The sequence below is a fragment of the Ureibacillus sp. FSL W7-1570 genome, from assembly GCF_038593265.1.
Taxonomy (GTDB): domain Bacteria; phylum Bacillota; class Bacilli; order Bacillales_A; family Planococcaceae; genus Ureibacillus; species Ureibacillus suwonensis.
The window spans coordinates 473453-499358 of record NZ_CP151979.1 but is presented as its reverse complement, the minus strand read 5'-3'; the positions used below and the strand labels follow the sequence as shown (position 1 = coordinate 499358).

The 25906-nt window shown below is 40.3% G+C and carries 30 protein-coding genes and 1 other annotated feature; of the genes, 10 read left to right on the top strand and 20 right to left on the bottom strand.

What is annotated here, in order from left to right:
* Positions 1-7: 7 nt before the first annotated feature.
* Positions 8-646 carry an MBL fold metallo-hydrolase gene (locus tag NST13_RS02490; RefSeq protein WP_342471307.1) on the bottom strand — a complete coding sequence of 213 codons (639 nt, stop codon included), beginning with the start codon at positions 644-646 and terminating at the stop codon, positions 8-10.
* 205 nt (positions 647-851) lie between these two features.
* Here NST13_RS02490 and NST13_RS02485 point away from each other — a divergent pair, with 205 nt between their 5' ends.
* A complete protein-coding gene (locus tag NST13_RS02485) occupies positions 852-1028 on the top strand; it encodes a DUF2759 domain-containing protein (RefSeq protein ID WP_342581321.1) in 177 nt (58 codons plus the stop codon).
* Positions 1029-1124: 96 nt separating this feature from the next.
* Here NST13_RS02485 and NST13_RS02480 read toward each other — a convergent pair whose 3' ends face one another.
* The 4 genes from NST13_RS02480 to rpmG all read right to left on the bottom strand — a co-directional run bounded on the left by NST13_RS02480 (position 1125) and on the right by rpmG (position 4374).
* The gene (locus NST13_RS02480; RefSeq protein WP_342581320.1) at positions 1125-3020 is read right to left on the bottom strand and encodes an LTA synthase family protein; all 1896 of its coding nucleotides are present in this window, start codon (positions 3018-3020) and stop codon (positions 1125-1127) included.
* A gap of 346 nt (positions 3021-3366) precedes the next feature.
* Complete coding sequence (locus tag NST13_RS02475) at positions 3367-3582, bottom strand: YqgQ family protein (RefSeq protein WP_342581319.1); 216 nt, start codon at positions 3580-3582, stop codon at positions 3367-3369.
* Positions 3566-4162: a 5-formyltetrahydrofolate cyclo-ligase gene (locus NST13_RS02470; protein ID WP_342469572.1), complete on the bottom strand. Its 597-nt coding sequence runs from the start codon at positions 4160-4162 to the stop codon at positions 3566-3568. Before NST13_RS02470 ends, NST13_RS02475 begins: the two co-directional genes overlap by 17 nt.
* 62 nt (positions 4163-4224) lie before the next feature.
* Positions 4225-4374 (bottom strand): 50S ribosomal protein L33, encoded by a 150-nt coding sequence (gene rpmG / locus NST13_RS02465; protein WP_208649926.1) that lies wholly within the window; start codon positions 4372-4374, stop codon positions 4225-4227.
* A 158-nt stretch (positions 4375-4532) separates the two neighbouring features.
* Here rpmG and NST13_RS02460 point away from each other — a divergent pair, with 158 nt between their 5' ends.
* Together NST13_RS02460 and NST13_RS02455 are read left to right on the top strand one after the other, a co-directional pair.
* A complete protein-coding gene (locus NST13_RS02460; protein ID WP_342469573.1) occupies positions 4533-4925 on the top strand; it encodes a hypothetical protein in 393 nt (130 codons plus the stop codon).
* A complete protein-coding gene (locus NST13_RS02455) occupies positions 4922-5413 on the top strand; it encodes a hypothetical protein (RefSeq protein ID WP_342581318.1) in 492 nt (163 codons plus the stop codon). The genes NST13_RS02460 and NST13_RS02455 overlap by 4 nt, the downstream gene beginning before the upstream one ends.
* 4 nt (positions 5414-5417) lie before the next feature.
* Here the strand turns inward: NST13_RS02455 and NST13_RS02450 are convergent, their stop codons facing one another.
* Complete coding sequence (locus NST13_RS02450) at positions 5418-6362, bottom strand: LysR substrate-binding domain-containing protein (protein ID WP_342469575.1); 945 nt, start codon at positions 6360-6362, stop codon at positions 5418-5420.
* Between the two features lie 493 nt (positions 6363-6855).
* On the opposite strand from NST13_RS02450, the gene NST13_RS02445 reads away from it, so the two are divergent.
* Entirely contained in the window at positions 6856-8052 is a 1197-nt protein-coding gene (locus NST13_RS02445) for an MFS transporter (RefSeq protein WP_342581317.1), read from the top strand.
* 15 nt (positions 8053-8067) lie between these two features.
* Positions 8068-8538 carry a glutathione peroxidase gene (locus NST13_RS02440; protein ID WP_342581316.1) on the top strand — a complete coding sequence of 157 codons (471 nt, stop codon included), beginning with the start codon at positions 8068-8070 and terminating at the stop codon, positions 8536-8538.
* Between the two features lie 42 nt (positions 8539-8580).
* On the opposite strand, the gene NST13_RS02435 is transcribed toward NST13_RS02440, so the two are convergent.
* The 13 genes from NST13_RS02435 to NST13_RS02375 form a co-directional block, all read right to left on the bottom strand.
* Positions 8581-9150 (bottom strand): aminodeoxychorismate/anthranilate synthase component II, encoded by a 570-nt coding sequence (locus NST13_RS02435; RefSeq protein WP_342469578.1) that lies wholly within the window; start codon positions 9148-9150, stop codon positions 8581-8583.
* A complete protein-coding gene (trpE, locus tag NST13_RS02430) occupies positions 9147-10532 on the bottom strand; it encodes an anthranilate synthase component I (protein WP_342581315.1) in 1386 nt (461 codons plus the stop codon). Before trpE ends, NST13_RS02435 begins: the two co-directional genes overlap by 4 nt.
* 55 nt (positions 10533-10587) lie before the next feature.
* Positions 10588-10800 (bottom strand) — a binding site (T-box leader).
* Between the two features lie 118 nt (positions 10801-10918).
* Positions 10919-11716 (bottom strand): phosphate ABC transporter ATP-binding protein PstB, encoded by a 798-nt coding sequence (gene pstB / locus NST13_RS02425; protein WP_342471308.1) that lies wholly within the window; start codon positions 11714-11716, stop codon positions 10919-10921.
* 65 nt (positions 11717-11781) lie between these two features.
* A complete protein-coding gene (gene pstA / locus NST13_RS02420; protein ID WP_342581314.1) occupies positions 11782-12663 on the bottom strand; it encodes a phosphate ABC transporter permease PstA in 882 nt (293 codons plus the stop codon).
* A 1-nt stretch (position 12664) separates the two neighbouring features.
* Positions 12665-13609 carry a phosphate ABC transporter permease subunit PstC gene (pstC, locus tag NST13_RS02415; protein ID WP_342469581.1) on the bottom strand — a complete coding sequence of 315 codons (945 nt, stop codon included), beginning with the start codon at positions 13607-13609 and terminating at the stop codon, positions 12665-12667.
* 66 nt (positions 13610-13675) lie between these two features.
* The gene (locus tag NST13_RS02410) at positions 13676-14641 is read right to left on the bottom strand and encodes a PstS family phosphate ABC transporter substrate-binding protein (protein WP_342581313.1); all 966 of its coding nucleotides are present in this window, start codon (positions 14639-14641) and stop codon (positions 13676-13678) included.
* A 185-nt stretch (positions 14642-14826) separates the two neighbouring features.
* Positions 14827-17028, bottom strand: a complete 2202-nt coding sequence (locus NST13_RS02405; protein ID WP_342581312.1) for a penicillin-binding protein 2 — start codon at positions 17026-17028, stop codon at positions 14827-14829.
* 167 nt (positions 17029-17195) lie between these two features.
* Positions 17196-18812 carry an EAL domain-containing protein gene (locus tag NST13_RS02400; RefSeq protein WP_342581311.1) on the bottom strand — a complete coding sequence of 539 codons (1617 nt, stop codon included), beginning with the start codon at positions 18810-18812 and terminating at the stop codon, positions 17196-17198.
* Between the two features lie 364 nt (positions 18813-19176).
* Entirely contained in the window at positions 19177-19596 is a 420-nt protein-coding gene (locus tag NST13_RS02395) for a pyridoxamine 5'-phosphate oxidase family protein (RefSeq protein ID WP_342469585.1), read from the bottom strand.
* A 64-nt stretch (positions 19597-19660) separates the two neighbouring features.
* Positions 19661-20545 (bottom strand): patatin-like phospholipase family protein, encoded by an 885-nt coding sequence (locus NST13_RS02390; RefSeq protein WP_342581310.1) that lies wholly within the window; start codon positions 20543-20545, stop codon positions 19661-19663.
* A 153-nt stretch (positions 20546-20698) separates the two neighbouring features.
* Positions 20699-20872, bottom strand: coding sequence for a hypothetical protein (locus tag NST13_RS02385; RefSeq protein WP_342581309.1), 174 nt, complete (start codon positions 20870-20872; stop codon positions 20699-20701).
* Between the two features lie 122 nt (positions 20873-20994).
* Positions 20995-21606 carry a superoxide dismutase gene (locus NST13_RS02380; protein ID WP_342581308.1) on the bottom strand — a complete coding sequence of 204 codons (612 nt, stop codon included), beginning with the start codon at positions 21604-21606 and terminating at the stop codon, positions 20995-20997.
* Positions 21607-21803: 197 nt separating this feature from the next.
* On the bottom strand, positions 21804-22289 hold the full coding sequence (locus tag NST13_RS02375; RefSeq protein WP_342469589.1) for a DUF456 family protein: 486 nt from the start codon (positions 22287-22289) through the stop codon (positions 21804-21806).
* Between the two features lie 115 nt (positions 22290-22404).
* Here NST13_RS02375 and NST13_RS02370 point away from each other — a divergent pair, with 115 nt between their 5' ends.
* From NST13_RS02370 to NST13_RS02355, 4 genes are all read left to right on the top strand, one after another.
* Positions 22405-22920, top strand: coding sequence for a DUF1189 family protein (locus NST13_RS02370; protein ID WP_342469590.1), 516 nt, complete (start codon positions 22405-22407; stop codon positions 22918-22920).
* A gap of 42 nt (positions 22921-22962) precedes the next feature.
* The gene (locus NST13_RS02365; protein ID WP_342469591.1) at positions 22963-23292 is read left to right on the top strand and encodes a hypothetical protein; all 330 of its coding nucleotides are present in this window, start codon (positions 22963-22965) and stop codon (positions 23290-23292) included.
* Between the two features lie 90 nt (positions 23293-23382).
* Positions 23383-24483 (top strand): flavodoxin-dependent (E)-4-hydroxy-3-methylbut-2-enyl-diphosphate synthase, encoded by a 1101-nt coding sequence (ispG, locus tag NST13_RS02360; protein ID WP_342581307.1) that lies wholly within the window; start codon positions 23383-23385, stop codon positions 24481-24483.
* An 18-nt stretch (positions 24484-24501) separates the two neighbouring features.
* Positions 24502-25077: a hypothetical protein gene (locus tag NST13_RS02355; RefSeq protein ID WP_342581306.1), complete on the top strand. Its 576-nt coding sequence runs from the start codon at positions 24502-24504 to the stop codon at positions 25075-25077.
* 47 nt (positions 25078-25124) lie between these two features.
* Here the strand turns inward: NST13_RS02355 and NST13_RS02350 are convergent, their stop codons facing one another.
* Positions 25125-25253, bottom strand: coding sequence for a hypothetical protein (locus NST13_RS02350; protein ID WP_342469594.1), 129 nt, complete (start codon positions 25251-25253; stop codon positions 25125-25127).
* A 128-nt stretch (positions 25254-25381) separates the two neighbouring features.
* On the opposite strand from NST13_RS02350, the gene NST13_RS02345 reads away from it, so the two are divergent.
* Positions 25382-25876: a 23S rRNA methyltransferase gene (locus NST13_RS02345; protein ID WP_342469595.1), complete on the top strand. Its 495-nt coding sequence runs from the start codon at positions 25382-25384 to the stop codon at positions 25874-25876.
* Positions 25877-25906: the final 30 nt, after the last annotated feature.

Genomic DNA, 25906 nt, shown 5'->3' with positions numbered 1-25906 from the left:
GCCCAAATTAAAATCCATGCAGAAACGGATTTGAATCCATCTCATGGGCAGGTGTTGTATAAGGGCCATGGCCTGGATAAATAATAAAGTCATCAGGCAGCACAAGCAATTTCTCATGAATGGATGAAAGCAACACTTCCATGGAACCGCCGAGGAGATCCGTCCGGCCGATGCTTCCTTGAAACAGTGTGTCGCCCACAATGGCAAATCCATCTTCCTTAAAAATATAGGAAATGCTTCCTGGTGAATGGCCAGGGGTAAATACGGCTGAAAACCTCATGCCGGCCACTTCAAACGATTGTTCTTTGTCGATGATTACATCAGCCGGTTGCAAACGATAGGTTGGCAATGCCGCATATTTTCCGGACCCGTTTTTATTTGGATCCATCAACCAATCCTCTTCTTCTTTATGGATGTATACAGGGATATTGAAAGCTTCCCTTACTTCATCCACAGCGCCAATATGGTCAAAATGGGCGTGAGTCAAAAAGACCGCCTTTGGTCGCAACTGTTGGGCTTGTATGGCCGAAATGATTCTATCCCCCTCTTCACCGGGATCAAAAATGATGCAATCTTTCGCTTCATTGCTCACGATGTAGCAATTCGCCTGCACAGGTCCGACAGTCAATATTTTCACATCCAACAATTTCATCACCTCTAGCGTATTATACAATGGTTTGGAAAAAATGAACATTCCGAAACCATTTGAATTCCATTGATGAAATAATTTATGTTGTTCAAATAAACGTCACTTTTTAACCTCGACATTTTATGACCGTTGCTATAAAATAGAGTAGGAATATTCTTTTACCGACATACTCTGTGGATGTCGAAAGGAGTGTAATATTTTAATGAACTTATTAATGGTTTTATTTGGTTTAATTGCAATTCTTTCATTAGTTGCTGCATTCCGCGCAATCAAAGCGAAAAATGTACTCGCTATCATTTTTGGACTTGCTTCTGGTATAGTTTTTGGTTGGTTTGTAATCATGACTATCGTTCACCAAGGCTATCCACCAGCAATATAATGAAAGTATAAAAAACGAGGTACATAAAGTATCTCGTTTTTTATTTGCCAAAATAAAAAAGGGATAACCTGGAATGTACCAAGCTATCCCTTTTTATTATTTCACAGCATCTGATAATAAATTTCCTGTTTCTTCATCATAGAATCTTAACAAGTCGCCATTGATAATCTTGTCAGAATACTCAAGTTCTTTCTGTGCCCGCTCAATATATGGCTTACAACCTTGAATATCCGTTTCTTCCCCTGTTGCACGATCGAAACATGTTTCATCCGCATATACGTATTTATCTGTTACAAATCGGCCGTCACGGAAGATGACAAAGTCTTCATGTTCGTCAGAGAACAAATCGGCGCCCAATTGCATGTCGTTTGAAGTATCGATGCCCAACAAGTGTAAAATGGTTGGTCTTAAGTCCATTTGGCCTCCGACTTTATCGATGACTTTTCCATCCCCTGATCCAGGAATATGGATAAACAACGGAACAGATTGCAATAAAGCCGTATCATATGGCGTAATTTCATCTTTGCCCAAATACATGGCCATCGCTTTATTATGGTTTTCTGAAATACCATAGTGGTCGCCATACATGACAATGATGGAATTGTCGTACAGACCTTTTTCTTTCAATTCTTCAAAGAAAGATTTCAATGCTTCATCCATGTAACGAACTGTTTGGAAATAACGGTTCAATGTACCTGAATTTGAATTATATTCAGGAATGATTTTATCTTCTTCATCCAATGTGAATGGGAAGTGGTTTGTTAAAGTAATCATCCGTGTATAGAATGGCTGTGGTTGTTCAGCCAATAATTCCACAGATTGTTCAAAGAACGGAATATCTTTTAATCCCCAGTTCACTGAGTTTTCATCGTTGACATCATAGTAAGTAATATCATAGAATTTTTGCATTTTCAATGATTGGTACATCATGTCACGGTTCCAGAAGGATTTGTTGTTGGCGTGCATGACGCTAGTGTAATAACCATTTTTCCCGAGTTTTTCAGACATGGAGTTGAATGTGTTTCCGCTGTGTGTAAAGAATACGGCACCGCGGTCCAACCCGAACAATGAGTTTTCCAAAATGAACTCGGCATCACTCGTTTTTCCCAGCCCTGTTTGATGATAGAAATTGCTGAAATAATACGTATCTTTATCGTGAATCAAAGAATTCAAGAACGGTGTCACTTCATAACCATTCATGTCATTTTGCAACACAAAGTTTTGCAATGATTCAAGCTGGATCACAATCAAATTTCGACCTTTGTATTTGCCAAACATATCTTCGTTCACAGCAGCCTGGTTGGCTTGAACATAGTTGTCCACTTCCACCAATTCGCTTCCATCGGCAAGAGCGCGTTGAGCGGAAGATTTGGATTGAATATAAATATCATACAAATGGTAATTATAAGTTCCGATGTTTTTCACAAGCAATTCGCGGTCGAAGCTTCGAGTCAATAGTTGCGGACGCTCTGTTTCGGCAAGTCCCAAATTTAAAAACAGCACTGCCAAAGCCAAAACGAAATAAGCTCGACGAACATTTTTACGCACACTATAGGAACTTCCGAGTTTCGGTATATATTTCACGGCGATCAGGATAATTAATACGTCGATGAAATATAATAAATCCTTCAAGTTAAGAATTTCAGCAACGGATGTTCCCAATTCCCCAAAGTTGCTTGTTTGGAATAGCACCGGCAACGTGATGAAATCGTTGAAGAATCGATAAAAGGCAACGTTTCCGAATAACACAATGCTTAACAGGATGCTCGTGCCGATAATCCATCGATTCCGGGCTTTTTCCGTTTTGAAAAATAAAGATAATCCGTAAGCAAATAATAAAAAGCTGAGTGGATTTATAAATAAAATGAATTTTTGCATTCCATTTTCCAAATCAAATTCAAAGCTGGTTCGATAAACGATTGCAGTTTTAATCCAAGTCGCTAAAATGGCAATGATTAAAATTGAATGTTTCGGCCATTTCCATGACTTCATGTTATATCCCCCTTTTGATGGTTTAAAGAACCCCAGAACAAAATTTACATAATCTTCATATATTCCAATTTAAACAAATAATATCTTAATCCTTTTTTTACTATTAATCAATGAAAAGCAATACCTAAAATTAAAGAATACCTAAAATTAAAGAATATGTGTTATGAAAATTATATATTACCTTCCTTCCGCTTTTATCCATAAATATTTACGTATTTTTTACAAAAAGGTTCCCAAAAAGAAAACACAGTGGATTTTCCACTGCCACATTGGAAGAACGACTTAACAAGTCTAAGTCTTTTAACCATAATAGTCAATCATGATTTTCTTCTATTTTTAGCAATTCTTAATATTTCACGTTCATTTTTCTCTCTTCTTCCAATTTAATTTCATTTCGGATGATCAATAAGGCGGATTGGTATTCCTTTACATCCAAAATTTGCGACTTATATAACTCACGAATCTCATCTTCCATCATCATCAGGTCGCCAATACGATCCCCTGTATAAATGAACGATCCATATTGTCTCAACAAATTCCGAATATCAAGGATTGTCTTCATTTTGCTCCCTCCGATTGTGTTCGCAATTTATAACCGATTTTTCAGTAATGATTATATCGACCGGTATATCATGTGATTCCTTTGGCAATTCGTCAACAATCTGCAAATGAAAGGCCAGTGAGATAAAACGCCCGCTACATTTTGGCAAATAGCGGTCATAATAACCCCCTCCATATCCGATTCGATACCCTTTTGCATCGAATACGATTCCCGGAACAATCATCAAATCGATTTCTTCGGGAGAGACGTAAACCGTCTGGGAAGGGATCGGCTCCTCCAAATCCATATAAACCGTTTCCAGTTGGCTGAAACTTGTAATTTCATAAAAATCCATCGTGCGGCTTTCCGGATTGCATTTCGGTACAGCCACCCGCTTTTCCAAACGCCATAATTCTTCAATAATCTTGCGGGTTTCGACTTCAGGCGGCTTTGAAATCGTAATCGCTACCGTTCCGCATTGCTTGAGGAAGGGTTCGTTCATCAATCGTTCTTTAATCATCGATGAATATTTATGATAAGTTTCATTGGACAATTCGCTCAAAGCCGATTTTATCGTTTTTCGCCATTCTTTTTTGTTCAAACATCATCAATCCTTTTCGTATACATAAAAAGCCAAAACCGTAAATGGTTTTGGCAAAAAAATTACTTCGTTTCACGGTGAAGAGTGACTTTCTTCTCGCGAGAGCAATATTTTTTAAGTTCAAGACGTTCTGGATTGTTGCGTTTATTTTTTGTTGTAATATAATTACGTTCTCCGCATTCTGTGCAAGCTAAAGTAATATTTACACGCATGATTAACCCTCCCACTCTATATCATGAATTGTAATATATGCAATGATTTATACGACTAAGTCATTATATCATAAATTGAAAAAAAATCTAGCATCATTTATTAATTAACAGCCTTATGTTAAAATAATTGAAAAACGGATTAGTTCGGAGGAACGACTGTGGAACTGTCAACAATACTGATCATCATTGGTATTATTTCTATTATTGCATCCTTTTTCCTAAAAGATACATCCAAAAAATTAGAACGGGATGTCGAAGAATTGTCGATTCAATTTTATCAAGAAATGAATGGAATCAAAAGAAGATTAAAGGCGGTTGAAGAAGAACTGCTGCTTGAACCTTCATTCCAAGTGAAGCCGGCAAAAAAACCTGTACCGGCGCAACAGCAAAATATACAAAAGCAAACGTCGAATAAACCGATTAATCAAATTCTGGTGCAACAGGTGATCGAGCTGAATAAGCAAGGTTACCCAATTGAGGAAATATGCAAATTGTCCACATTATCGAAAGAACAAGTACTTCACATTCTTAAATCTGGAGGTCAATCATGAAACGGTCGACTTTGCGCGGGTTCGGCATTGCTTGCATTTTGATCGGCATCCTTTATACCGGAATGGACCGTTTGCACCCGGCCGAATCCACATCAGGCGAAATGGAACAATATGAGGAAAAAATCGCCCAGCTGGAGTCGCAATTAAAAGAAGCGAAACAGCAACTGAAACAATATGAAAAGCAAACCTCTTCCAATGAAACAAACGAATCAGGCGGTAAGGATCAAACCCCTTCGCAAGAAAGTGCACCTGAAAATGAACAGAAAGATGTAAAAGAGGGGACTTTATACATATATGCCGGACAAACACCATATGAAATCGCAAAAAAATTGAAGGATATGGGCATTATCAAAAATGCCGTTGAGATGGAACTGTTTTTGGCCCAGCCGGAATACGCCCGTTCCATTCAGATCGGGCAATATCAAGTGAATTCGTCCATGTCCATTGAAGAAATCGCGAATTTGATCACCCGGAAATCGGATTCATGACGCATTAACCCTGAACAGATGAAGTTGAATCTGTTTGGGGTTTATTTTTGAAAAAATCACGGATGAATTCCGCAAACTGGATGACCGCTCCGCTCATATACCGATTATTCAAATAACTTAGGCCGATTTCCCTTTTGCAATCTTTTGCATCCACTTTGATAATATGTACATCATATTGGTCAAGCCCTTTGATCAGCGGAATCAAAGAAACCCCCAAACCGCTTTCAACCAATCCGGCGATGGTGTGCACTTCCTCCCCTTCGAAGGCCACATTCAATTGAAACCCTTCTCTCCGAAACACTTCATCCACATATTTGCGCAATGAATTCCCTTTTTTGATGGAAATGAACGGCTCTTCAGCAAATTCGGCAATTTTCACCTTTTTTCGCGATTTTAGGGGATGCTGTTTGGGCACAATCAGATACAACTCTTCCTCCCATAATTTTTCCCAATGAACGTCTTTGCTCGTTTCCAGAGAAGAAACCAGACAAAGATCCAGCTCCCCCATCTCCAATCTTTTCATGATGGCGCTCGAATTGCTTTGGGTCAACTGAAAACGCATATGAGGGAATTGCTTCTTCGCTTTTGTCATCAAAGAAGGGATCACTTCTAGCCCCAATGTATGCATAAAGCCTAAAGAGACCTCTCCATAATTCGGTGAAACAAGATTCGCCAAGTCTTCCTTCGCCCGCTCGATTTCTTTTAAAATAATGTTGGTCCGTTCAAGGAAAAACTTCCCGTAACGGTTTAATTTAATGGAACGCCCATTTCGGTCGAATAATTCCACCCCTAAATATTCTTCCAACATGGAAATCGATTTGCTTAAAGCGGGCTGGCTGACATGCAATATTTCAGCTGCCCGGGACATATTTTCGTACTTTGCCACGGTTTGAAAATAAATGAGTGAATGAATATCCAATGCTCCAATCCCCTTATAACTTTTTTTCATACTTCCTAGTAAAAATATAGCATGAAAATGAAAAAAGCGCCCACGAAAAATCGTGGACGCTGTGCATTCCTCAACAATATAAAAATGAATCAAAGCGCCAAAAATAAATCAACCAAAGTCAAATCATTTTCCCATTCTGCAGTGACTCGTTATCTCCCAATTCATCAAAACCCTTCCTCTGCAATCTTTTTAAGGATTCATCTCTAAGTCCGTTATGCTTTTTCCAAAATCCGGCGCTTAGGATTTTCCATCCTTTTCATAGTCCCTACCTTTTTTTGCTTTCCTATGAGGAATGAAACGCTAGCTTTTTAATCATTCACGAAAGAATGGATCATCCCTTTCACGGTACCTTGAAATTCATCCAAACTTTCTTATAACCAAAAGTTATAAAAAAGATAAAAACTATAAAATTACGATTTGAGGAAATCCCCTTTATAATGAACATAAAAACGTTTGTTCAAAAAAATGTCAAAATTTAAAGAGGCGAAGAACCATGTATATTCAAAAAGGAACCCGGGAGTTTCGATTGGCGAATCTGGCATTATTTGCGGCTGGATTTATCATTTTTGCCAACCTTTATATTACCCAACCCGTCTTTCCTCAATTTTCCGAGGAATTTCATGTTTCACCGGCTGTGGCGAGCCTTTCCTTATCCACTGCCACTGTTGCCCTGTCCATCAGCCTGATCTTTTTTGGTTCCTTATCGGAAGCCTGGGGGCGCAAACGGCTGATGACCTTTTCCATCTTTGCGGCATCACTGCTTACAATCGCGCTTGCTTTCTCCCCTTCCTTTGAAATCCTACTATTATTAAGGATCATTCAAGGCATTGTGTTTGCAGGGATTCCTGCCATCGCAATGGCCTATTTGGGGGAGGAAATGGATCCTTCCAGTCTCGGTGTTGCCATGGGGCTATATATCAGCGGAAATTCCGTAGGCGGCCTGAGTGGACGGATCATTATGGGAACGGTGACCGATTTGTTTTCTTGGAAAATTGGCATGCTTTCTTTGGGCATTTTAAGTTTATTGGTCAGCATCTATTTCGTATGGGCATTGCCGGCATCAAGGCATTTTGAACCCAAACCGTTGCAATTGAAATCTTTAACGAAATCATTATTCACTCATTTAAAAGATCCGGGCCTGCTTTGCCTTTTTGGCATCGCCTTCACCTTGATGGGCGGTTTCGTCACATTATACAACTATATCAGTTATAAACTGTTAGGCGAACCGTACAATTTGAGCACAACCATCGTCGGCTGGATTTTTATCGTCTATTTGGTGGGCACCTTCAGCTCCGCCTGGTTCGGCAGTTTATCCGATCAATTCGGCCGCGGAAAAGTGCTTTTTGCCGGCATCCTCATCATGCTGTCAGGTGCCCTATTAACATTACCGGTTCCATTACTCATAAAAATTTTGGGACTCATTGTTTTTACATTCGGCTTTTTCGGTTCCCATTCCATAGCCAGTTCCTGGGTCAGCCATCGGGCGAAGAAAAATAAAGCCCAAGCCTCCTCCCTTTACTTGTTCTCCTATTATTTCGGTTCAAGCGTGGGCGGTACAACCGGGGGCGTTTTCTGGTCGTTATTCGGATGGAATGGCGTCATCGCATTTATCAGTGCGTTTATCACCCTTTCTCTGCTGCTAGCTGTTATACTTAACTTAACAAGTCGCAGATCCAACAATGAACAGTGAAAGCGGGGGCAGCTTATGGAAATTTACGATATTGAAGTGACAACAGCAGGAGGAGAAACGTATCCTTTAAGCCGTTACAAAGGGCAGGTCATGTTAATCGTCAACACAGCAACCCATTGCGGCTTTACTCCTCAATTTGAAGAGTTGGAAAAACTTTATCAAAAATATAAGGACCGGGGATTTGTCGTTTTAGGTTTTCCTTCCAATCAATTCAAGCAGGAACTATCATCGGCAAAAGATGCGGAGGAGGCTTGCCGCCTGAATTACGGTGTCACTTTCCCCATCCATGAAATCGTTGCGGTCAATGGGGAAAATGCCCACCCACTGTTTCAATTTTTGACAAGCCAAAGCAAAGGGGTTTTAGGTTCCAAAGTGAAATGGAATTTTACAAAATTTTTGGTGGATCGGAACGGAAACGTTGTTGCCCGATTTGCGCCGATCGATAAACCTTCCAAGTTCGAAAAGGAAATTGAAAAATATTTATAAATAAGAAAGGGACGCCATCTGAATGCGTCCCCTTTTTTCATATCATACACCCGCCAAGAAAGCTTCCATCAATTTTGTTCCCTCAGGTGTCCCTATCGACTCGGGATGGAATTGCACCCCGTAAACCGGATACTGTTTATGTTGGATGGCCATGATTTCCCCGTCGTCTTTTGATGTGGCAACAACCTCAAACTCTTCACTCAATGACGATGGTTCAATCACCAATGAATGATAACGCATCACTTCCACCTCGTTATCAAACTCTTTGAACAAACCTTTACGTTCATAATTTAATAAGGAAGTTTTTCCATGCATGATCCGATTGGCCTGCACAATTTCCCCGCCAAATGCGGCCCCGATGATTTGGTGGCCCAAACATACGCCAATCATCGGAATATCCTTGTAAAGTTCTTTCACAAGCTGCACGCTTTGGGGAATCTCATCCGGATTTCCCGGGCCCGGTGATAATACAATCGCTTCAGGATGTAAAGAACGGATTTCCTCAATGGTGATGTCATCATAGCGGACGACTTTGACCGCTTTTCCCAAAGCGGCAATTTGCTGATATAAGTTGTATGTGAATGAATCATAATGATCGATTAATAAAATCATCGCTCTACCTCCAACAACGCCTTCATTTTATTGATCGTTTCCTCATATTCAGACTCAGGAATGGAATCATACACAATGCCTGCTCCAGCTTGAACGTAGGCTTTGCCGTCTTTCACAATCATCGTGCGGATGGCAATGGCCAAGTCCAGATTGCCGTTTATGGAAATATATCCAATCGCTCCTGCATAAATCCCCCGTTTCTGTTGCTCCAGCTCATTGATGATTTGCATGGCCCGGATTTTTGGGGCGCCGGAAACCGTTCCTGCAGGCAAACAGCTCGTCACCACATCCACCACATGAACATCATCCCTTAATTCGCCAATCACTTCTGAAACGATATGCATCACATACTTATACCGTTCAATTTTCATATATTTCGAAACTTGCACAGTGCCTATTTTGGATACACGGCCGAGATCGTTTCTTCCTAAATCCACAAGCATCCGGTGTTCTGCCAATTCTTTTTCATCGTTCAACAGGATTTGTTCAAGTCTTTCATCTTCTTCCTTCGTTTTTCCTCGAGGTTTCGTTCCAGCGATTGGATTGGTTTTGATGATGCCATCCGTAATTTTCACTAAGCTTTCAGGAGAAGTTCCAAGAATCGTATAGTCATCAAATTCCAAATAATACATATAAGGCGAAGGATTGGAAGTGCGCAAACGGCGATATAGAGAAAATGGATTTCCCTCAAAATTGGACGTAAACCGTTGGGATGGTACAACTTGGAAAATATCGCCCCGTTCAATATATTTTTTGGCCTGATTCACCATTTTTACGAAGGTCTCTTTATCGATGGATGGCTGAAACTGAATTTCGCATTTTTCAACATCCATCAAACTAGGACCATTTTTCAGCTGTTCTTCAATGTCGCTGATGTATCCATTCAACTCTTCTTCCGTTTTGCCTTCAGAAAAAAGATCAATGGCCACGATAGCGACTTTTTGCAGTAAATGATCGATCACAATAAAACGATCATAGAAGAGCAGATGCACATCCGGCATATTTAGTTCATCCGGCAATACATCACCGATCTTTTCATTATAAAAAGCCGTGTCGTAACTAATGTATCCGATTGCGCCGCCAAAAAAGGAAAAAGGAAATGGTTCCTTTGAAACCGGGAGTAATTCTCTTAATTTTTGGAAGACGGTGCCTTCCACCTTCTCTTCCTCCCCATTTTTCTTAAACAAATAATGTTGGTTATCACCGATCAGTTCCGCAATCGGATCAAAGGCGATAAAGGAATATCTTCCGCTTTCTTCATGTTTGGCGGCTGATTCAAACAACACTTTATTTCTGCCCTTTATGCTGAGAAAAGCAGAAATTGGGGTAACCATATCCCCTTGCAAAGTTTTCATTACATAATTGACTGTCTCCACTGTCATCTCAACTTTCTCCTCTCGACTCATCTATACTTAAAATAATAAAGGCTTCCCGACGTTAAAGGACGGGAAGCCGTGGTACCACCTTTATTGACATAAGAGACCTTATGTCCACTCATGTTGGTAACGCCAACGACACGCCAGCACCTACTGAAGGTTCAGCACTGGAGCTAGAAAACCCATTCGTATTACGGCTTGCGCTAGCTCGCACCAACCGCTAGCTCTCTTTTAGCAAATCCGTAATACTACTCTTTTTCATCATTGCTTCTCTATTATGTTGAAAATATTTTATTATAAATTTTTTGATTATTCAATAAAACTCTTTTGAAAAATTATCGTTCACTATATTATTTGCACATAACTTCAGTGATTCAAAGGCCGATTCACCTTTAACCGAAACGGCCGGAGATATAATCTTGCGTACGCTGGTCTTTTGGTGTTGAAAATATTTGTTCCGTACGGCCATATTCCACCACTTCCCCATTTAAGAAAAAGGCGGTTTTGTCGGAAATGCGGGCCGCTTGTTGCATATTATGGGTCACAATGATGATGGAATAATTCTTCTTTAATTCCAGTATCAGTTGCTCGATTTTTAATGTGGAAATCGGGTCGAGAGCAGATGTCGGCTCATCCATCAAAATCACATCCGGTTCGATCGCCAGGCATCTCGCAATACATAGACGCTGCTGCTGCCCACCGGATAATCCATAAGCGTTGTGGTGAAGCCGATCTTTTACTTCCTCCCAAATCGCTGCTTTGCGCAACGACTTTTCCACAATCTCATCCAGTATTTTTTTGTTTTTTATTCCATGGATTCTTGGACCGTATGCAATGTTATCGTAAATGGATTTCGGGAAAGGATTTGGCTTTTGAAAGACCATCCCGACTTTTGTGCGCAGTTCTTCCACTTCAAACCCTTCATCAAAAATATTGCGCCCCCGATAAAATATTTCACCACCCGTTTTCACTGCCGGAACAAGCTCCACCATGCGGTTCAATGATTTAATAAAGGTGGATTTCCCGCAGCCGGACGGACCGATGATGGCCGTCACTTCATTTTCATTGATGGCCAAATTGATTTCTTTTAACGCATGATGTTTGCCGTACCATAGATTAAAATGGTTCGTACGGAATACCGAAATCCGCTCGATGGAATGTAAATTTTGACGCTCACCCGGATTCTCCATTATTCCGATACCGCCAGTCTTCTTTTCCATTTTGATTACCGTTTGCACCATATTTTCCCACATCCTCAATATCGTTTTTGGAATTTATTTCGGATATACACCGCAATTGAATTCATCAAGATGAGGACCATCATCAAAACGATGATTCCTGCGGCGGCCACATGCTGAAACTCTTCTTGGGGGCGCTTTGCCCAATCGTAAATTTGCAACGGCAAAGCGGTAAATTCACTCAATAAGCTGTCTGGCAAGAAATGTACAATTACCGGGATTCCAATGACGACCAATGGAGCTGTTTCCCCGATAGCACGGGATAACGCCAAAATGCTTCCCGTCAGAATTCCGGGGATGGCAGCCGGCAGCACCACACGGCTGATGGTCTGCCATTTCGTCGCCCCCATCGCATAAGAAGCTTCCCGCTGCTCATTCGGAACGGCCCGGATCGCTTCCTGTGCAGCAACGATAATGATGGGCAGAATCAATAAACTCATCGTTAATCCTGCTGCCAGGACACTTTTTCCTAAACCGAACATCCGTACAAAAATCGTTAAACCCAATAAACCGAAAACAATGGAAGGTACACCAGCCAAGTTGGAAATATTGGTACGAATCAAATCATTTAATTTATTTTTCTTCGCATATTCTTCCAGATAAATTGCTGTAGCCACTCCGAGAATAATGGAAGTTGGAGCCACAACGAGCATCAACAAGATCGAACCGATGAAGGCAGCTTTTACTCCCGCTTTTTCAGGGAAACGGGAAGCATACTGATTAAAGAAATCCCAATCGAAGTATCCGATTCCTTGTAAAACTATTCTTCCTACTAATACGACAAGGATGAATAAGGCAAACATCGTCGCAAGGAAAAAAATCCTTTTCCAAACTTTATTCCATTTCAAACGGGTTTGTATACGCTTCATTACGATTGTCTCATCGGTATATTTCACCATGTCAATATTCCTCCCTGAAGCGTTTCGAAATATAGTGGGCGACCAGATTCATCATTAATGTGAAAATAAATAAGGTAAATCCAACCGCATACATCGAATAATAGATCGTTGTTCCAAAACCGGCATCCCCTGAAGAAACTTGCACGATATAGGCCGTCATGGTCTGGATGGAACCGGTGATGTTAAAATCGAAAGTCGGTGTAGCACCCCCTGCAAGGGAGACAATCATGGTTTCGCCGATTGCCCTGGATATTCCCAATACGATGGATGCCATAATACCGGATAACGCTGCAGGCAGGACGACTTTTAATGAGACTTCGAGCTTTGTCGCCCCAAGTGCAAGTGCTCCTTCCCGAATGCCATTGGGCACGGAACTCATGGCATCTTCTGACAAAGAAATGATGCTCGGCAATATCATAATCCCCACCACAATCCCCGGACTGAGCGCATTGAATAACTTCAACGACGGAATGATGGTCTGCAATACCGGCGTGACAAAGGTTAATGCAAAGAAACCATAGACGATGGTTGGAACCCCTGCCAGCACTTCCAAAATCGGTTTTATGATCCGACGGGTCCGGTCCGTCGCATATTCAGTTAAATAAATGGCGACCGCCAATCCAAGGGGGACTGCCACAGCAATTGCGATGATAGTGACTTTTAACGTTCCCAAAACGAGCGGCAAAACACCGAAAGTTGGGTTGCTTCCGGAAAATGGGTACCATTCCGTACCGGATAAATACTCAACGATGGAAACCCTTTTGAAAAATTCTATCGTTTCAAAGATCAATGTGAATACAATTCCCAATGTGGTGATCACTGAAATGAGTGCCGCCATGATAAAGAATAAAGGCATCCCTTTTTCAATGATGTTTTTGAACGTTCTTTTTTGGTTCTTCGCTATCAATTGTTGGATTGATTGTCCGTTTCCTGACCTTTGCACCATTCATCCCCCCTTTTTGTTTGCGCAGGAAAAGTGCGGGATTCCTTCCACCCGAAACATTCCAAACAATCATTTTAATTCTTCCAACCTTTTTAGCCCTTCTTCGTATTTCTCATCCGGCAATCGAACATAACCGACCGCTTCTGCCATATCCCCCGCGTTTTCCAATGAAAATTTCATAAAATCAAAGAAAGCTTTATTTTCTTTGACTTTCCCATCATTGACAAAAACATATAATGAACGCGAAAGCGGAATGTATTCCCCATTTTCGATGGTTTCGTTGGTTGGTTCCACACCATTGACACTAACGGCTTTTAGTTTGTCTTTATTTTCCAGGTAGTAAGCATAGCCAAAAAATCCAATCGCATTTTTATCAGAAACAACGCCTTGAACAATCACATTGTCGTCTTCCGATAATTGTGCTGAGCGGACCAAATCTTCTCCATCCAAAATGATTTCATCAAAGTAGTCAAAGGTGCCTGAGTCTGTTCCCGGCGCATAGTATACGATTTCTTCATCCGGCCATGATGGATCGATATCTGACCACTTTTTCTTAGTTCCGTCTTCAATCCAAATTTTTTTCAATTGATCGATCGTCAAATCAGTGGCCCAGTCGTTCTCCGAATTCACGACAACTGTAATCCCGTCATAAGCAATCTCAAATTTCGTATATTCAATGCCCGCATCCTTCAAAGCCGCCGCTTCTTCCTCTTTAATATCCCGTGACGCGTTCGAAAAATCCGTTTCACCGGCAATGAATTTTTCAAAACCTCCGCCGGTTCCTGATACACCGACAGAGACTTGTACATTCGGTTGCACAGCAGCATATTCTTCCACCAGCGCTTCTGTAATCGGGGCGACTGTCGATGATCCATCCCCCATCACGGAACCTGTGATTTGTCCTTCTCCGTTTTCCTTTTGTTGTGCCGAATTGCCTGAGTTTTCAGCTTCTTCATTGGAAGTCCCTGCACAAGCTCCCAATAATAGAGCCGAACCTAAAACGGCCGTCAATGATACGTATTTCCATTTTTTCATCCTCGATCTCCCCCATCTTTCATCCAGTTTTCCTTACATTTCCCACTTTATCGTCCGTTTATTGAAAGGATATAAACCCAATGTTAAGAAATTGTAAATTTCGAAACTTTAATAAAAGAATAAAGCGGTAGGAATCCGGGGAAACATGGCAAATAAAAAAACCGCAGCAATCGTGCTGCGGCCAATTATTCATTGACAACTTTTTCTTCTGTATCTTCATCAATTTTTTCGTCCGTTGTTGGAGGTAATATTTCTTTGTTGACTGTTTGATCAGTGATTTTGTTACTTTCATATTTATATTTTAATTCGAAATACTTATCCAATATTTCACGGGCAATTTGGTTATTGTAGGATGTATAAGTATCGCCTGTCGTCACCCATGGAATCACTACGGCATAAGCAACTTCCGGATTTTCATAAGGCGCAAAGCCAACATGGGTCAACGTTATTGTACGAGTTCTCCATTTTTCCCGCAAAGGTCCATAGTAAACAACCTCCGCTGTACCTGTTTTCCCCGCTGCTGTATAAGGAGCATTGGCAAATGCAGTGCGGGCTGTCCCTTGATTGCCGACATATACTCTGCGTAGCCCTTGTTTCACATAATTGACTTCATCTTCGGGATTTGAAAGCCGGTTCAAGATTTTCGGTTGAACTTCTTCAACAAGGGGACCCAACGTTTTTCCATCTTCAGATGGCTCCCGGACTTCTTTCAATAGTCTTGGCTGTACCCGATATCCGCCATTGGCAATCGTTGAAATATATTGGGCCAATTGCAAAGGCGTATACGTATCAAACTGTCCGATTGCCAAGTCCAATATTTTACCTGGCGTATCCATCTCTCCTTGGAATCCTGCGAATTCATTTGGCAAATCGATTCCTGTTCTAACGCCAAGACCAAATTCGGCATAGCCGTTTCTCATTCTTTGCAAAGTATCGTCTCTTAATGATTTCAACGACATATTATACCGGTAATTAAGTCCGCCGATTTTCATGGCAACTTGGAACATATAGGAGTTTGAAGAACGTTCCAATGCTGTCAAATCATTCATTGGAATACTTCCCGATCTGTTAAAGATGGAACTTTTGGGATCTGTTCCGGCAAGTTTGATCGGTTGGTCGATTAATCTCGTACCCGGTTTAACGACCCCTTCTTTATACCCCATCAATAAAGTGGCTGCTTTTACAGTCGACCCCACTTCATAAGCCGTTGTAAATGTGCCGTAGGAATAATCTGCTACATATGTTTTTCCTGTATCAGGGTCCTTCTCAATTTTTTTGCCGACCATTGCAAGGATTTCGCCGGTCTTCGGATTCATCATGACATAGAAAGCGCGATCTAATAGGGAAGAGCCGCCTTTCGATTTCGCTTCAAGCAATTTTTGTTCCACAATTTTTTCCGCTGCTGCCTGCAATTCAATATCGATGGTTGTGACTAAATCCTTTCCTGGTTCACCATCGAAGGTTGTAACCGTATCAATCACTTCGCCTTTTCTGTTCGTAATATTTTTCACGACAGATTTTCGGCCTTGCAGCAATTCTTCATATTGGGATTCAAAATAACTTTCCCCTACCCGGTCATTACGGGAATAATCACGGGCCAAATAATGATATAATTGGGATTTCGGAATCCCTTTGCTTGGAACTGTTGTTCTGCCCAAAACCGCCAACGAGCTCAATTTAACCCTTTTCCAATCGGTTGTCGTATTGACTCCCGGCAATTCGAATAACCGTTCAGAAACGCGGGCAAATTCTTCATCGGATACATTTTCGCTTTTGATAATCTGTGGCGATAAATTATATCCTGAAGACATTTCACGGTAAATCGCCAACACTTCCAAATCAAAATCGGAAAGCTCCGCCAATTCTTCGTCCGTGATACGGTCTCTCACCAGCTGATCTATTTCAGCTTGCGCTTCTTTATCGTCCTCAAATTTTTCCCTTATTTTCTTTTCTTCCTCTTTGGATACTTTCTTATAGGCTTTTTCTTTATTTTTCATAATCCAGAAATCTTTTTTGTCGCGAAGGGTTACCCGATTGGTCGGTTGGTCGATCAACTTCGCCAATTTCTCAGCCACTTCAATCATTTCTTCTTGTTTGGTGTTTGGAAATTTTGTATATGTAATGGCATTTTGGGGCTCATTATCGACCAGAATTCTTCCGTACCGATCGTAAATTCTTCCACGGGGTGAACTCGTATTAACCGATACTTCCTCCGTTCTTTGCACTTCCAGAACGTATTCTTCCCCTTTAACAATTTGCAAATAACCTAAACGCAATATTAAAATCGAGAACAAAATAAAAATCGAAATAAACAGAACGTTCATTCGAAATGAAAGGCTCGTACGAGAATCTCCTTTGTTGTTTGATTTCTTTAACAGCTTCCGCATCGGCACCCTCCTTTTCAACGAAGCTCATCCATGCTCTTTAGTATAGCACTTTACCTTTTGATTAAAAAGAAAATTCCTTCAGCATTTGTGACGGTTCCTATATTTTAAAGGTTTCATTTCAAACAAAAAGAGAGGAGTTTTTCTCCTCTCCGCATAAACCCTTTGGCTTATTTTATTAATTGATCCACATTCTCAATTGGCATCGGTTTATAGAAATAAAAACCTTGGGCTGTCGGACATTCCATTTTATGTATTAATTGGAGTTGTTCCCTTGTTTCTATTCCTTCAGCTACTGTATGCAACCCCATATTTTTTGCCATTTGGATGATCGACTGGACAATGATTCTTCCTTTATCATCATGCACTTTATTCACAAAGTTCCGGGCAATTTTAATTTCGGAAATGGGAAGATTCATCAAATAGCTTAATGATGAAAACCCGACTCCGAAATCATCGACAGAATTTTCAAAACCAAACTTCTGCAAACTTTGCAATATCGAGTTTGCCCGTTCAATATCAACCAAACAAATGCTTTCTGTAATTTCCAGTTTCAAATATTTCGGGTCAATACCATATAGATTTGTCAACCCGATTAAATCTTCAACAAATGTCGGTGTGTAAAAATGGGAAGGTGAAATATTGACCGCCACTTGATATAAACGCTGATTTCTCTCTTTTCTCTTTCTGAGCCATTGAAGAACTTGTTCAATGATAAGGGAATCGAGCTCTTTGATTTGCCCCAGAGATTCCGCCACTTCAATAAATACGGTGGGTGAAACAACCCCCAACAGTTTGGAATGCCATCTGGCAAGCGCTTCGAAGCCTTCCACTTCACCGGTTCCAATTTTCACTTTTGGCTGCAAATGCACAGCGATTTCCCTATTTTGAATTGCCCGAATCAACTCGTTTTGAAGTTCCATTGTTTTTTCAATTTCGATTCCATACTCTTCTTTGTAAGATACAATGGTATTGCCGGGGGATTTTTTGGCCACATTCAAGGCAATATCCGCAAAATGCACCAATTCATGGATATTCCCTGTGAAATAACTTAATGAGACCACGCCAATATTGAAAGAGATAAATAACTCCATTTGATTAATAATAAATGATTGGTTCTTTATTTCTGACAATTTTTTTGTATAATGCTCAATTTTATCCTCATGGCAAATTCCGAAAACAATTAAAGATGCTTCGGAAGTTTTGGAAATGATGATTTCGATATCGGATAATTCGCTGCGTATCCTCTTTTCGATTTCCTTTTGCAATAAAGAGAGCTGGGCATTCTTTAAAAAATGGATGATTTGAAGGTAATTTGTCGGCTGTATCAACAACACAAAGCCCGTTGTATTCTTCCCGATTTTCTTCTGCAATTGATTTAAGAAAAATTCGTAGTCGGTTAATCCGGAAATTGGATCTATGTATTCCAGTTGATTTGGAATCTTATGATTCTTTTCATGAAAGATCATTACATCAAATATGTGGTTTCCTTCATCATCAAAAAACGGTTGACGCAATACATCAATCAACAAAGCACTTCCATCTTTCCTCCGGCATAACACTTCCCTTTTACTGTTCCAATCCGTGGAGCCAAACTGTAAAATAGATTCAAAGGTTTGATTTTTCACATCATCTGTTATGTATCCTGTTAATTCCGTAAATATGTTATTGGCATATAAAATACGATGATTAACAGTATCTAAAACGAGGAAGGCCGTTTGGAACTGTTCGCCGATTCTGCAAAGCCAAAAAAATAAATTCTCTTTTTCCAATTTCGTTTCTAGCACTCGATGTCCCCCTTCCAATTACACCTCCACCTATATATTATAGAAAAATATGAAAAAAAAGCTACTTTTTAGTAAGTGATTTTTCTTCAAATAAAAGAAAAAGCGGAACAAAACTTTGAAAAATAACAAAAATAAATTACAAAAGCAGATTAGATGATAATATTTTATAAAAAACTACAAAAAATTTTTTTATTATTTTTCCCAAAAAATTCATTTTTTATTGAAAATCAATGGCATTTTTGTGAACCTTCGCTTATTAAAAATTAGAAAAAATAAATTACCATCCATATTTGGATGATAATTTGTTTTCATGATATACCATGGCTATTAAATCATGATTCATATATAACATTATTCAAAAAAATTATAATTGAATAATTTTTGGGTCTTTCCCTTTTGAATTCATTATTTTTATTTGTGAAGGGACGATTTTTAATACCACCATGTTCGGATCATCCGGTCCATCAAACCAAAATCTTAACACTTTATTCCAAACTTTCTCCTTCATTCCTTCATCGGAAGACACTTCCACCCTGCCTTCAATTTCCAAGTAGGAATCTCCAAATCCTTTGCCGTCATAACCGATTAAAATGTGGGTATAAGGATTTTTTGAAAGTTCCTCCACTTTATGCGTGTCTTTTTTGGTAACTGTGTACAATGTAAAATTATCATTATAAAACGCCATATACCGGGAATGGGGCTTATCTCCCTCGATGGTCGCCATTGTCCCCACCAGATTATCATTCAATATTTTTTCTGCGATTTCTCGATCTGTTTTTGGCATAACAACCACTCCATCCGTTTTTTTATTTTTTAGTATTTCAAAAAATGATTGTTTTATGTGAATGTCATACAACTGGCAGCCAACTTTTTAAAAATTGTTCCGTTTTTGATCTGCCTAATTGGATCAAATGTTCCTTCGCTTCTTCGTCCAGGTCGAATTGGGTTGCATGGATGTGCTCCACCGGAATGAATATGATGTTCTTTTCGTGTCTTCTGGAAATGTAGCGGTTATCGTGGGCGTTCATCATGGCTTTAAACAATGCCTCAAATAAATTCAATCCGTTATTTATCTTTTGGGGAGGAATTTCCGCGGCTGGACTGCTGAGCTTCAGCCCCAATAAAGGACGGATCCTTTTCCCATTATCATAGATCCACAAAGGGAAATTGCTTAACACGCCTCCGTCGACAAAAACGGAATCCCCATTCCCATTGTTTAATCTTACAGGTTCAAAGAAAAATGGTATTCCGCAGCTCATTCTTAATGCCTTGGCGACCGAAAATTCTCTCCAATCTTTTCCATACAAATGCAGATCATCGGGAAGCACAATCATCCGGCCATTTGTTAAATCTGATGCAACGACTTTCAACGTATCGTGGGGCAAGTCTCCAAATGTATATACATCTTTCTCCGCCAGTTTTTTACACAACCATTTTTCAAGAGCTTTTCCTTTGTACAATCCTAATCGGACATAAAGATTGAGCCATTTCAAAAAGGGAAGAGTTTTAGAATATTTCGGCGGATCCAATAACGATTTCGTGTCCAATTCTTCCAGTGCCTTTTCGATCTCTTTTACTGTGTAACCCGCTGCGATAAAAGCTGCGACAATTGAGCCGGCGCTTGTTCCGGCTACCCTTTTAAAGGTGAATCCCTTTTCCGTCAACACTTGATAGGCACCGACAAAGGCAAACGCTTTTATTCCACCGCCTGAAAATACACCATCAATTTCCATGTACCCTCTCCCTTATCTTTCATTGTTATACTTTAAGAAAAGATAAGGGATTTTAGAACTTTTTATCGAGAAAAATCGAAAACAAGTATGAAAAAAATCGCAAGCCCATCGTACTTTTTTCTTGTAAGGCCTGCGATTTTCCTTAAACGTCTTTTATTCATTTAAGATGGACGGATTTTGCTTGCTGGACGGCTTTCCCTTATTTTCATTCTGGTTTTCTTTTTTTGCTTTCTCGTTTTGGCCGATTACATCTAAATCATCCGGGCTTAAATCATATCCGTAACCGTATTCTTCCCGGTCCAATGGTTTTTCTTTCTTCTTTGCCATATCGGTCACCTCCATCGGACTTAATTTGCCTCATCATGGCCGATTTATACTTTGAATGACCGATGAACGTAAAAAAAGGCGAACCCCAACAGGATTCGCCTTCTTCTTATGATTGAATCATATTATTTTTTCGCAGCTGCGTATTTTTCAGCTACAACGTCCCAGTTTACTACATTCCAGAATGCGGAGATGTATTCAGGACGACGGTTTTGATATTTCAAGTAATAAGCATGTTCCCAAACGTCCAAGCCAAGGATTGGTGTTTCACCTTCCATGTATGGAGAATCTTGGTTTGGAGTGGAAGTAACTTTTAATTCGCCGTTTTTGTCCACAACAAGCCAAGCCCAACCTGAACCGAAGCGGCCAGCTGCAGCTTTGGAGAATTCATCTTTGAACGCATCGAAGCTGCCGAATTTTGCATCGATTGCAGCTGCTAAATCACCTGCAGGAGCTTTTGCACCGCCAGGAGTCAAGATTTCCCAGAATAGTGAGTGGTTAGCATGTCCACCACCGTTGTTGCGTACCGCAGTTTGTTTATCTGCAGGCACTGCATCAAGATTTGAGATTAATTCAATCAAATCTTTATCAGCAAATTCTGTGCCTTCAACAGCAGCATTTAAGTTTGTCACATACGTATTGTGGTGTTTCGTATGGTGAATTTCCATTGTTTGTGCATCAATATAAGGTTCTAAAGCGTCATATGCATAAGGTAATTTTGGTAATTCAAAAGCCATGAAAATTTCCTCCTTTTATATAAATCAGTAATTTCTTACCTCTTCTATAAGATTATCAGAATAAAGATAGCCGTTCAATTATTACGCTCACCTGCTCAATGATTTTCAGACTTTTGACCGAAATTTGATCAACCCCAAAAATTCAGCCAACTTCACTATAACCTTATGAAGGGTTTTTTATACAATGAAATGCTTCATTAAAAAACAATCGCAATGATAAAGATGAGAATCATCACCAATTGAAGAATGCTTTTGGTGATCACGGATGTCAAAAAGCCGACAAGCGAACCGATCCCTGCCCGGACAGCTTGTGGGAAATCAGATCTTGCAACGATAAATTCCCCGAGCACCGCTCCAATGAAAGGGCCGATAATTATGCCCAAATACGGTATGATGAAAGGTCCAATCAACAACCCGATCGTGCTGCCCCAGAGGCCGGCTTTCGTGCCCCCAAACTTTTTTACACTGACAAGATTCGCTAAAGCATCCGCCATAAACAATAAAACCACGAACAATATTTCAATCAGCCAGAACCACCAGGAAAGTTCAGCAAAGGAGAAAAACAGCCCATACAAGATGAACCCGAACAATAAAAACAGCACTGATGGTATGACAGGATATAATAACCCTGCAAAGGCAATGATAAAACAAATGATAATCAACAACCAGGCCAGTATTTCCATCCTTTTCCCTCCATATCTTAACTGTATTTACGTAAAGATTTTGAAAAAGTTTCATTTCAACAAATTTGTCCATTTTTTCTTATTTCATGATAAACTTTCAATGGAGGAGAAGAAGATGGTCACACATATACAATTGTTCATAGACAGCCTATTTCAACCGAAAAAACTGGCAGCTTATCGTGTGCTGCCAATCGGCAAAGTGATTCAATACGTATTTATTTTGATTGCAATCGTAACGATATTTGCATTTATTCAATTTTTGACGGGCGTATCGGAAACGGCGATCCAATTCAAAGGATTGCGGCAATACGTCAAAGATATTCAATGGCTTCTTTATCCATTCGCACTTTTTTTATTATTTTTCACCTCTACCGTCCTGCTGTTTGTCAGAATTTCGATTTACGCGGCAATCGGGGCATTATTACTGAAATTGTTGAAACGGCGGGGAGAATATCGTCATATGTGGAGAACAACCGCTTTCGCCATTACTTGGTCAACCCTTCTTTCCATTCTATTTTCTTTCCTATCCATTTCTAGCTGGGTTGCAACAATGGTTTCTTCGATCCTTACCATTGTTCTATTAATTTTTGCTTCATTAAACTATCCAAAATTGGCAAAATCGAAGTTCTGAATCCTTCCTTGCTTCATATAGTGGAGCAAGGAGGGATTTTTTATGAGGCTCTTTCTATCAATCGCCATTGCAATCATTTTGATAACGGTCATCAAAATAGATTTGACGGAAGGAACGGTTCCTGTAACCGCCTATTCCAAATCGGCCCCATGCAATGAACAACTGGCTGTGAAATATGTGCCGGTCATTACGGAAGAAGGGGATACGGTGCAAAGCTTGCTTGCCCAATATCCTGCCGACGAGAGAATTTCCTTGCCGGAACGTATGGCGGATTTCTATAAATTGAATCCCCATTTAAAAAAACAGGTCATTGTGCCTGGCGAATTGATCAAAATACCAATCTATTCTAGCAATCAAAATTGCGAAAAATAAAATGTTTCTTCCTTGTCGACACTATTTTACACTGCTAAAATAATGGAAGTGAAGGTACGGGAAAAGTACCTCAAAAAGGAGAGAGTTTTGATGAGTGAAATTATTCATCGTACAAAAACACGTCCTGTACGAGTTGGTAATTTAACAATCGGCGGGAACAATGAAGTCATTGTTCAAAGTATGTGTACAACAAAAACCCACGATGTGGAAGCGACTGTCGCTGAAATATTGAGATTGGAAGAAGCAGGTTGTCAAATCGTGCGGGTTGCTGTTCCGGATGAACGGGCGGCAGCAGCCATTCCTGAAATAAAAAAACGAATCCATATCCCGTTAGTGGCGGATATTCATTTCAACTATAAACTTGCATTAATGGCAATCGAAAACGGCATTGATAAAGTGCGCATCAATCCTGGAAATATCGGGCGCCGTGAAAAAGTGGAAGCCGTTGTCAAAGCGGCGAAAGAACGGGGCGTTCCAATCCGGATTGGCGTCAACGCAGGCTCCCTTGAAAGACATATCCTTGAAAAATATGGTTATCCTACAGCGAATGGAATGGTCGAATCTGCTTTGCATCATATAAAAATACTTGAAGATTTGGATTTCCATGACATCATCGTATCCATGAAAGCTTCCGATGTGAATCTTGCCATCGAAGCCTATGAAAAAGCGGCGCGCACCTTTGATTATCCATTGCATCTTGGCATTACGGAATCCGGAACACTCTTTTCCGGCACAATCAAATCCGCTGCCGGTTTAGGTGCCCTTCTTTCAAGAGGCATCGGAAATACAATCCGTATTTCCCTCTCCGCTGACCCGGTGGAAGAAGTGAAAGTGGCAAGGGAATTATTGAAATCCTTTGGTCTTGCATCCAACATGGCAACATTGGTTTCCTGCCCTACTTGCGGACGAATCGAAATCGATCTCATTTCCATCGCCAATGAAATCGAAGAATACATTTCCAAATTAAATGTACCGTTGAAAGTGGCTGTGCTTGGCTGCGCGGTAAACGGACCTGGAGAAGCGAGAGAAGCGGACATCGGAATCGCCGGGGCCCGCGGTGAAGGCCTGCTCTTTATGAAAGGCAAAACCGTACGGAAAGTCCCTGAGGAAACGATGGTGGAAGAATTGAAAAAAGAGATCGACAAATTGGCGGCAGAAAAATTGGCTGAACGGGAACAGCAGCAAATCTGAATTTAAGGGGGGTCTATCATGAAGCAGGAAAAGCCCCGTTTCGGTATTGATATCGATGGGACAGTGACTACTCCTGATACGCTGATCCCGCATATCAATAAACAATACAAAACAAATATCGTACTTGACGATGTGGTTGAGTACGACTTTTTAAGCGCTTTCCCCCACCCCGTTGACCGGAACGAGTTTGCGCGATGGTTCAAAGAAAATGAACCGTATCTCTACTCTGTAAGCAAAATTGCCAACGATGCCCAAAGAATTTTAAACCATTGGCATAAACAATATGAGTTATATTATATTTCCGCGCGGGACCAGCACTTGTATGACGTAACAAAACGTTGGTTTGAAGAGCATCAGGTGCCTTATGATCACATTGAATTGATCGGCAGCCACAATAAATTGGAGGCTGCGAAAAAATACCGCATTGAAGTATTTTTTGAAGATAAGCACGATAATGCGGTGGAACTTGCGGAAGAACTGAAAATTCCCGTGCTGTTATTTGACACCCCTTATAATCGCAAAGCCGTTCCTTCCAATGTCATAAGGGTGCAAAATTGGAAAGAAGCGAACCAATGGATTCAGCGCCATTTTTGATGGCATCGCTAGACTTGTCCATCTTGCCGGACCAGCCTAGCGTTTTTTTATATATCCAAAATCCCCCTCACCCAACGGTCCACAAACGATTCAAAAGTAATCCCATAGCGGTTATAAATATCATGATAGACAAAATAAATTCCCAGTTTTTCCAGCAACTCATCATTGATTTTCATGAAAACTTCCCTTCTATTAGAGTTGATTTCATTGAATTTTAACGGAAATTTCATATTCCTCTAATCCAACGATGAATTTTTTCGCTATTATGATAATGAACAGTAGTTCCATCACTGGGGGGTTGGTAATGCGGAGAATGCATTGTTTTTTTGCACTCATATTTTTTATTTTTCTACTAGCTGGATGCAGCGATATTAAAGAGGCGGTTTCCGGCATACATACTCAGGCGGAAAAAGCGAAAAGCGGTTTAACGGTTGATGCTTACTCATTGCGCGAATTTGAAATTGAATATAATGATGAAACCTTTACTGTAGAAGAATTGTTTAAAACTATTCTACGTGATGTCCAATGGGAATATGAAAAAAATCAAAATCAGCATCAATTGTTGATCAAGGGCACTTGGAAAGAGCCTCTTTTCGACTATTTGCAATTATCGGATGAAGTAAAAGAAGAACTTGCAACTACGGGAAAAATTTTGATTACATTAACATTTGAAGAGGATCAGCTGGTTCCCGGCGAAACAACGGTGACAATGAAATTAAAAGAAGATACATTGGTGGATGAAAAAGGAGAAGATATTTTACATTACTTTTATGATATTTATTTGGGCGAAAAAATGTGAATGGAGCCAATGCTGTGCACCCATCAAGAG

What these genes read in the sequence shown, in the direction of transcription:
- ispG (WP_342581307.1), top strand. Translation starts at nt 23,383, where the DNA reads ATGAGTGAAATTATTCATCGTACAAAAACACGTCCTGTACGAGTTGGT.
- NST13_RS02455 (WP_342581318.1), top strand. Translation starts at nt 4,922, where the DNA reads ATGAAACGGTCGACTTTGCGCGGGTTCGGCATTGCTTGCATTTTGATC.
- NST13_RS02445 (WP_342581317.1), top strand. Translation starts at nt 6,856, where the DNA reads ATGTATATTCAAAAAGGAACCCGGGAGTTTCGATTGGCGAATCTGGCA.
- NST13_RS02365 (WP_342469591.1), top strand. Translation starts at nt 22,963, where the DNA reads ATGAGGCTCTTTCTATCAATCGCCATTGCAATCATTTTGATAACGGTC.
- NST13_RS02380 (WP_342581308.1), bottom strand. Translation starts at nt 21,606, where the DNA reads ATGGCTTTTGAATTACCAAAATTACCTTATGCATATGACGCTTTAGAA.
- NST13_RS02405 (WP_342581312.1), bottom strand. Translation starts at nt 17,028, where the DNA reads ATGCGGAAGCTGTTAAAGAAATCAAACAACAAAGGAGATTCTCGTACG.
- pstA (WP_342581314.1), bottom strand. Translation starts at nt 12,663, where the DNA reads ATGGTGAAATATACCGATGAGACAATCGTAATGAAGCGTATACAAACC.
- NST13_RS02475 (WP_342581319.1), bottom strand. Translation starts at nt 3,582, where the DNA reads ATGAAGACAATCCTTGATATTCGGAATTTGTTGAGACAATATGGATCG.
- NST13_RS02395 (WP_342469585.1), bottom strand. Translation starts at nt 19,596, where the DNA reads ATGCCAAAAACAGATCGAGAAATCGCAGAAAAAATATTGAATGATAAT.
- NST13_RS02485 (WP_342581321.1), top strand. Translation starts at nt 852, where the DNA reads ATGAACTTATTAATGGTTTTATTTGGTTTAATTGCAATTCTTTCATTA.
- trpE (WP_342581315.1), bottom strand. Translation starts at nt 10,532, where the DNA reads ATGACAGTGGAGACAGTCAATTATGTAATGAAAACTTTGCAAGGGGAT.
- NST13_RS02410 (WP_342581313.1), bottom strand. Translation starts at nt 14,641, where the DNA reads ATGAAAAAATGGAAATACGTATCATTGACGGCCGTTTTAGGTTCGGCT.
- NST13_RS02355 (WP_342581306.1), top strand. Translation starts at nt 24,502, where the DNA reads ATGAAGCAGGAAAAGCCCCGTTTCGGTATTGATATCGATGGGACAGTG.
- NST13_RS02375 (WP_342469589.1), bottom strand. Translation starts at nt 22,289, where the DNA reads ATGGAAATACTGGCCTGGTTGTTGATTATCATTTGTTTTATCATTGCC.
- NST13_RS02370 (WP_342469590.1), top strand. Translation starts at nt 22,405, where the DNA reads ATGGTCACACATATACAATTGTTCATAGACAGCCTATTTCAACCGAAA.
- NST13_RS02345 (WP_342469595.1), top strand. Translation starts at nt 25,382, where the DNA reads ATGCGGAGAATGCATTGTTTTTTTGCACTCATATTTTTTATTTTTCTA.
- NST13_RS02435 (WP_342469578.1), bottom strand. Translation starts at nt 9,150, where the DNA reads ATGATTTTATTAATCGATCATTATGATTCATTCACATACAACTTATAT.
- NST13_RS02480 (WP_342581320.1), bottom strand. Translation starts at nt 3,020, where the DNA reads ATGAAGTCATGGAAATGGCCGAAACATTCAATTTTAATCATTGCCATT.
- pstC (WP_342469581.1), bottom strand. Translation starts at nt 13,609, where the DNA reads ATGGTGCAAAGGTCAGGAAACGGACAATCAATCCAACAATTGATAGCG.
- NST13_RS02385 (WP_342581309.1), bottom strand. Translation starts at nt 20,872, where the DNA reads ATGGCAAAGAAGAAAGAAAAACCATTGGACCGGGAAGAATACGGTTAC.
- rpmG (WP_208649926.1), bottom strand. Translation starts at nt 4,374, where the DNA reads ATGCGTGTAAATATTACTTTAGCTTGCACAGAATGCGGAGAACGTAAT.
- NST13_RS02450 (WP_342469575.1), bottom strand. Translation starts at nt 6,362, where the DNA reads ATGAAAAAAAGTTATAAGGGGATTGGAGCATTGGATATTCATTCACTC.
- NST13_RS02390 (WP_342581310.1), bottom strand. Translation starts at nt 20,545, where the DNA reads ATGGAAATTGATGGTGTATTTTCAGGCGGTGGAATAAAAGCGTTTGCC.
- NST13_RS02350 (WP_342469594.1), bottom strand. Translation starts at nt 25,253, where the DNA reads ATGAAAATCAATGATGAGTTGCTGGAAAAACTGGGAATTTATTTTGTC.
- NST13_RS02440 (WP_342581316.1), top strand. Translation starts at nt 8,068, where the DNA reads ATGGAAATTTACGATATTGAAGTGACAACAGCAGGAGGAGAAACGTAT.
- pstB (WP_342471308.1), bottom strand. Translation starts at nt 11,716, where the DNA reads ATGGAGAATCCGGGTGAGCGTCAAAATTTACATTCCATCGAGCGGATT.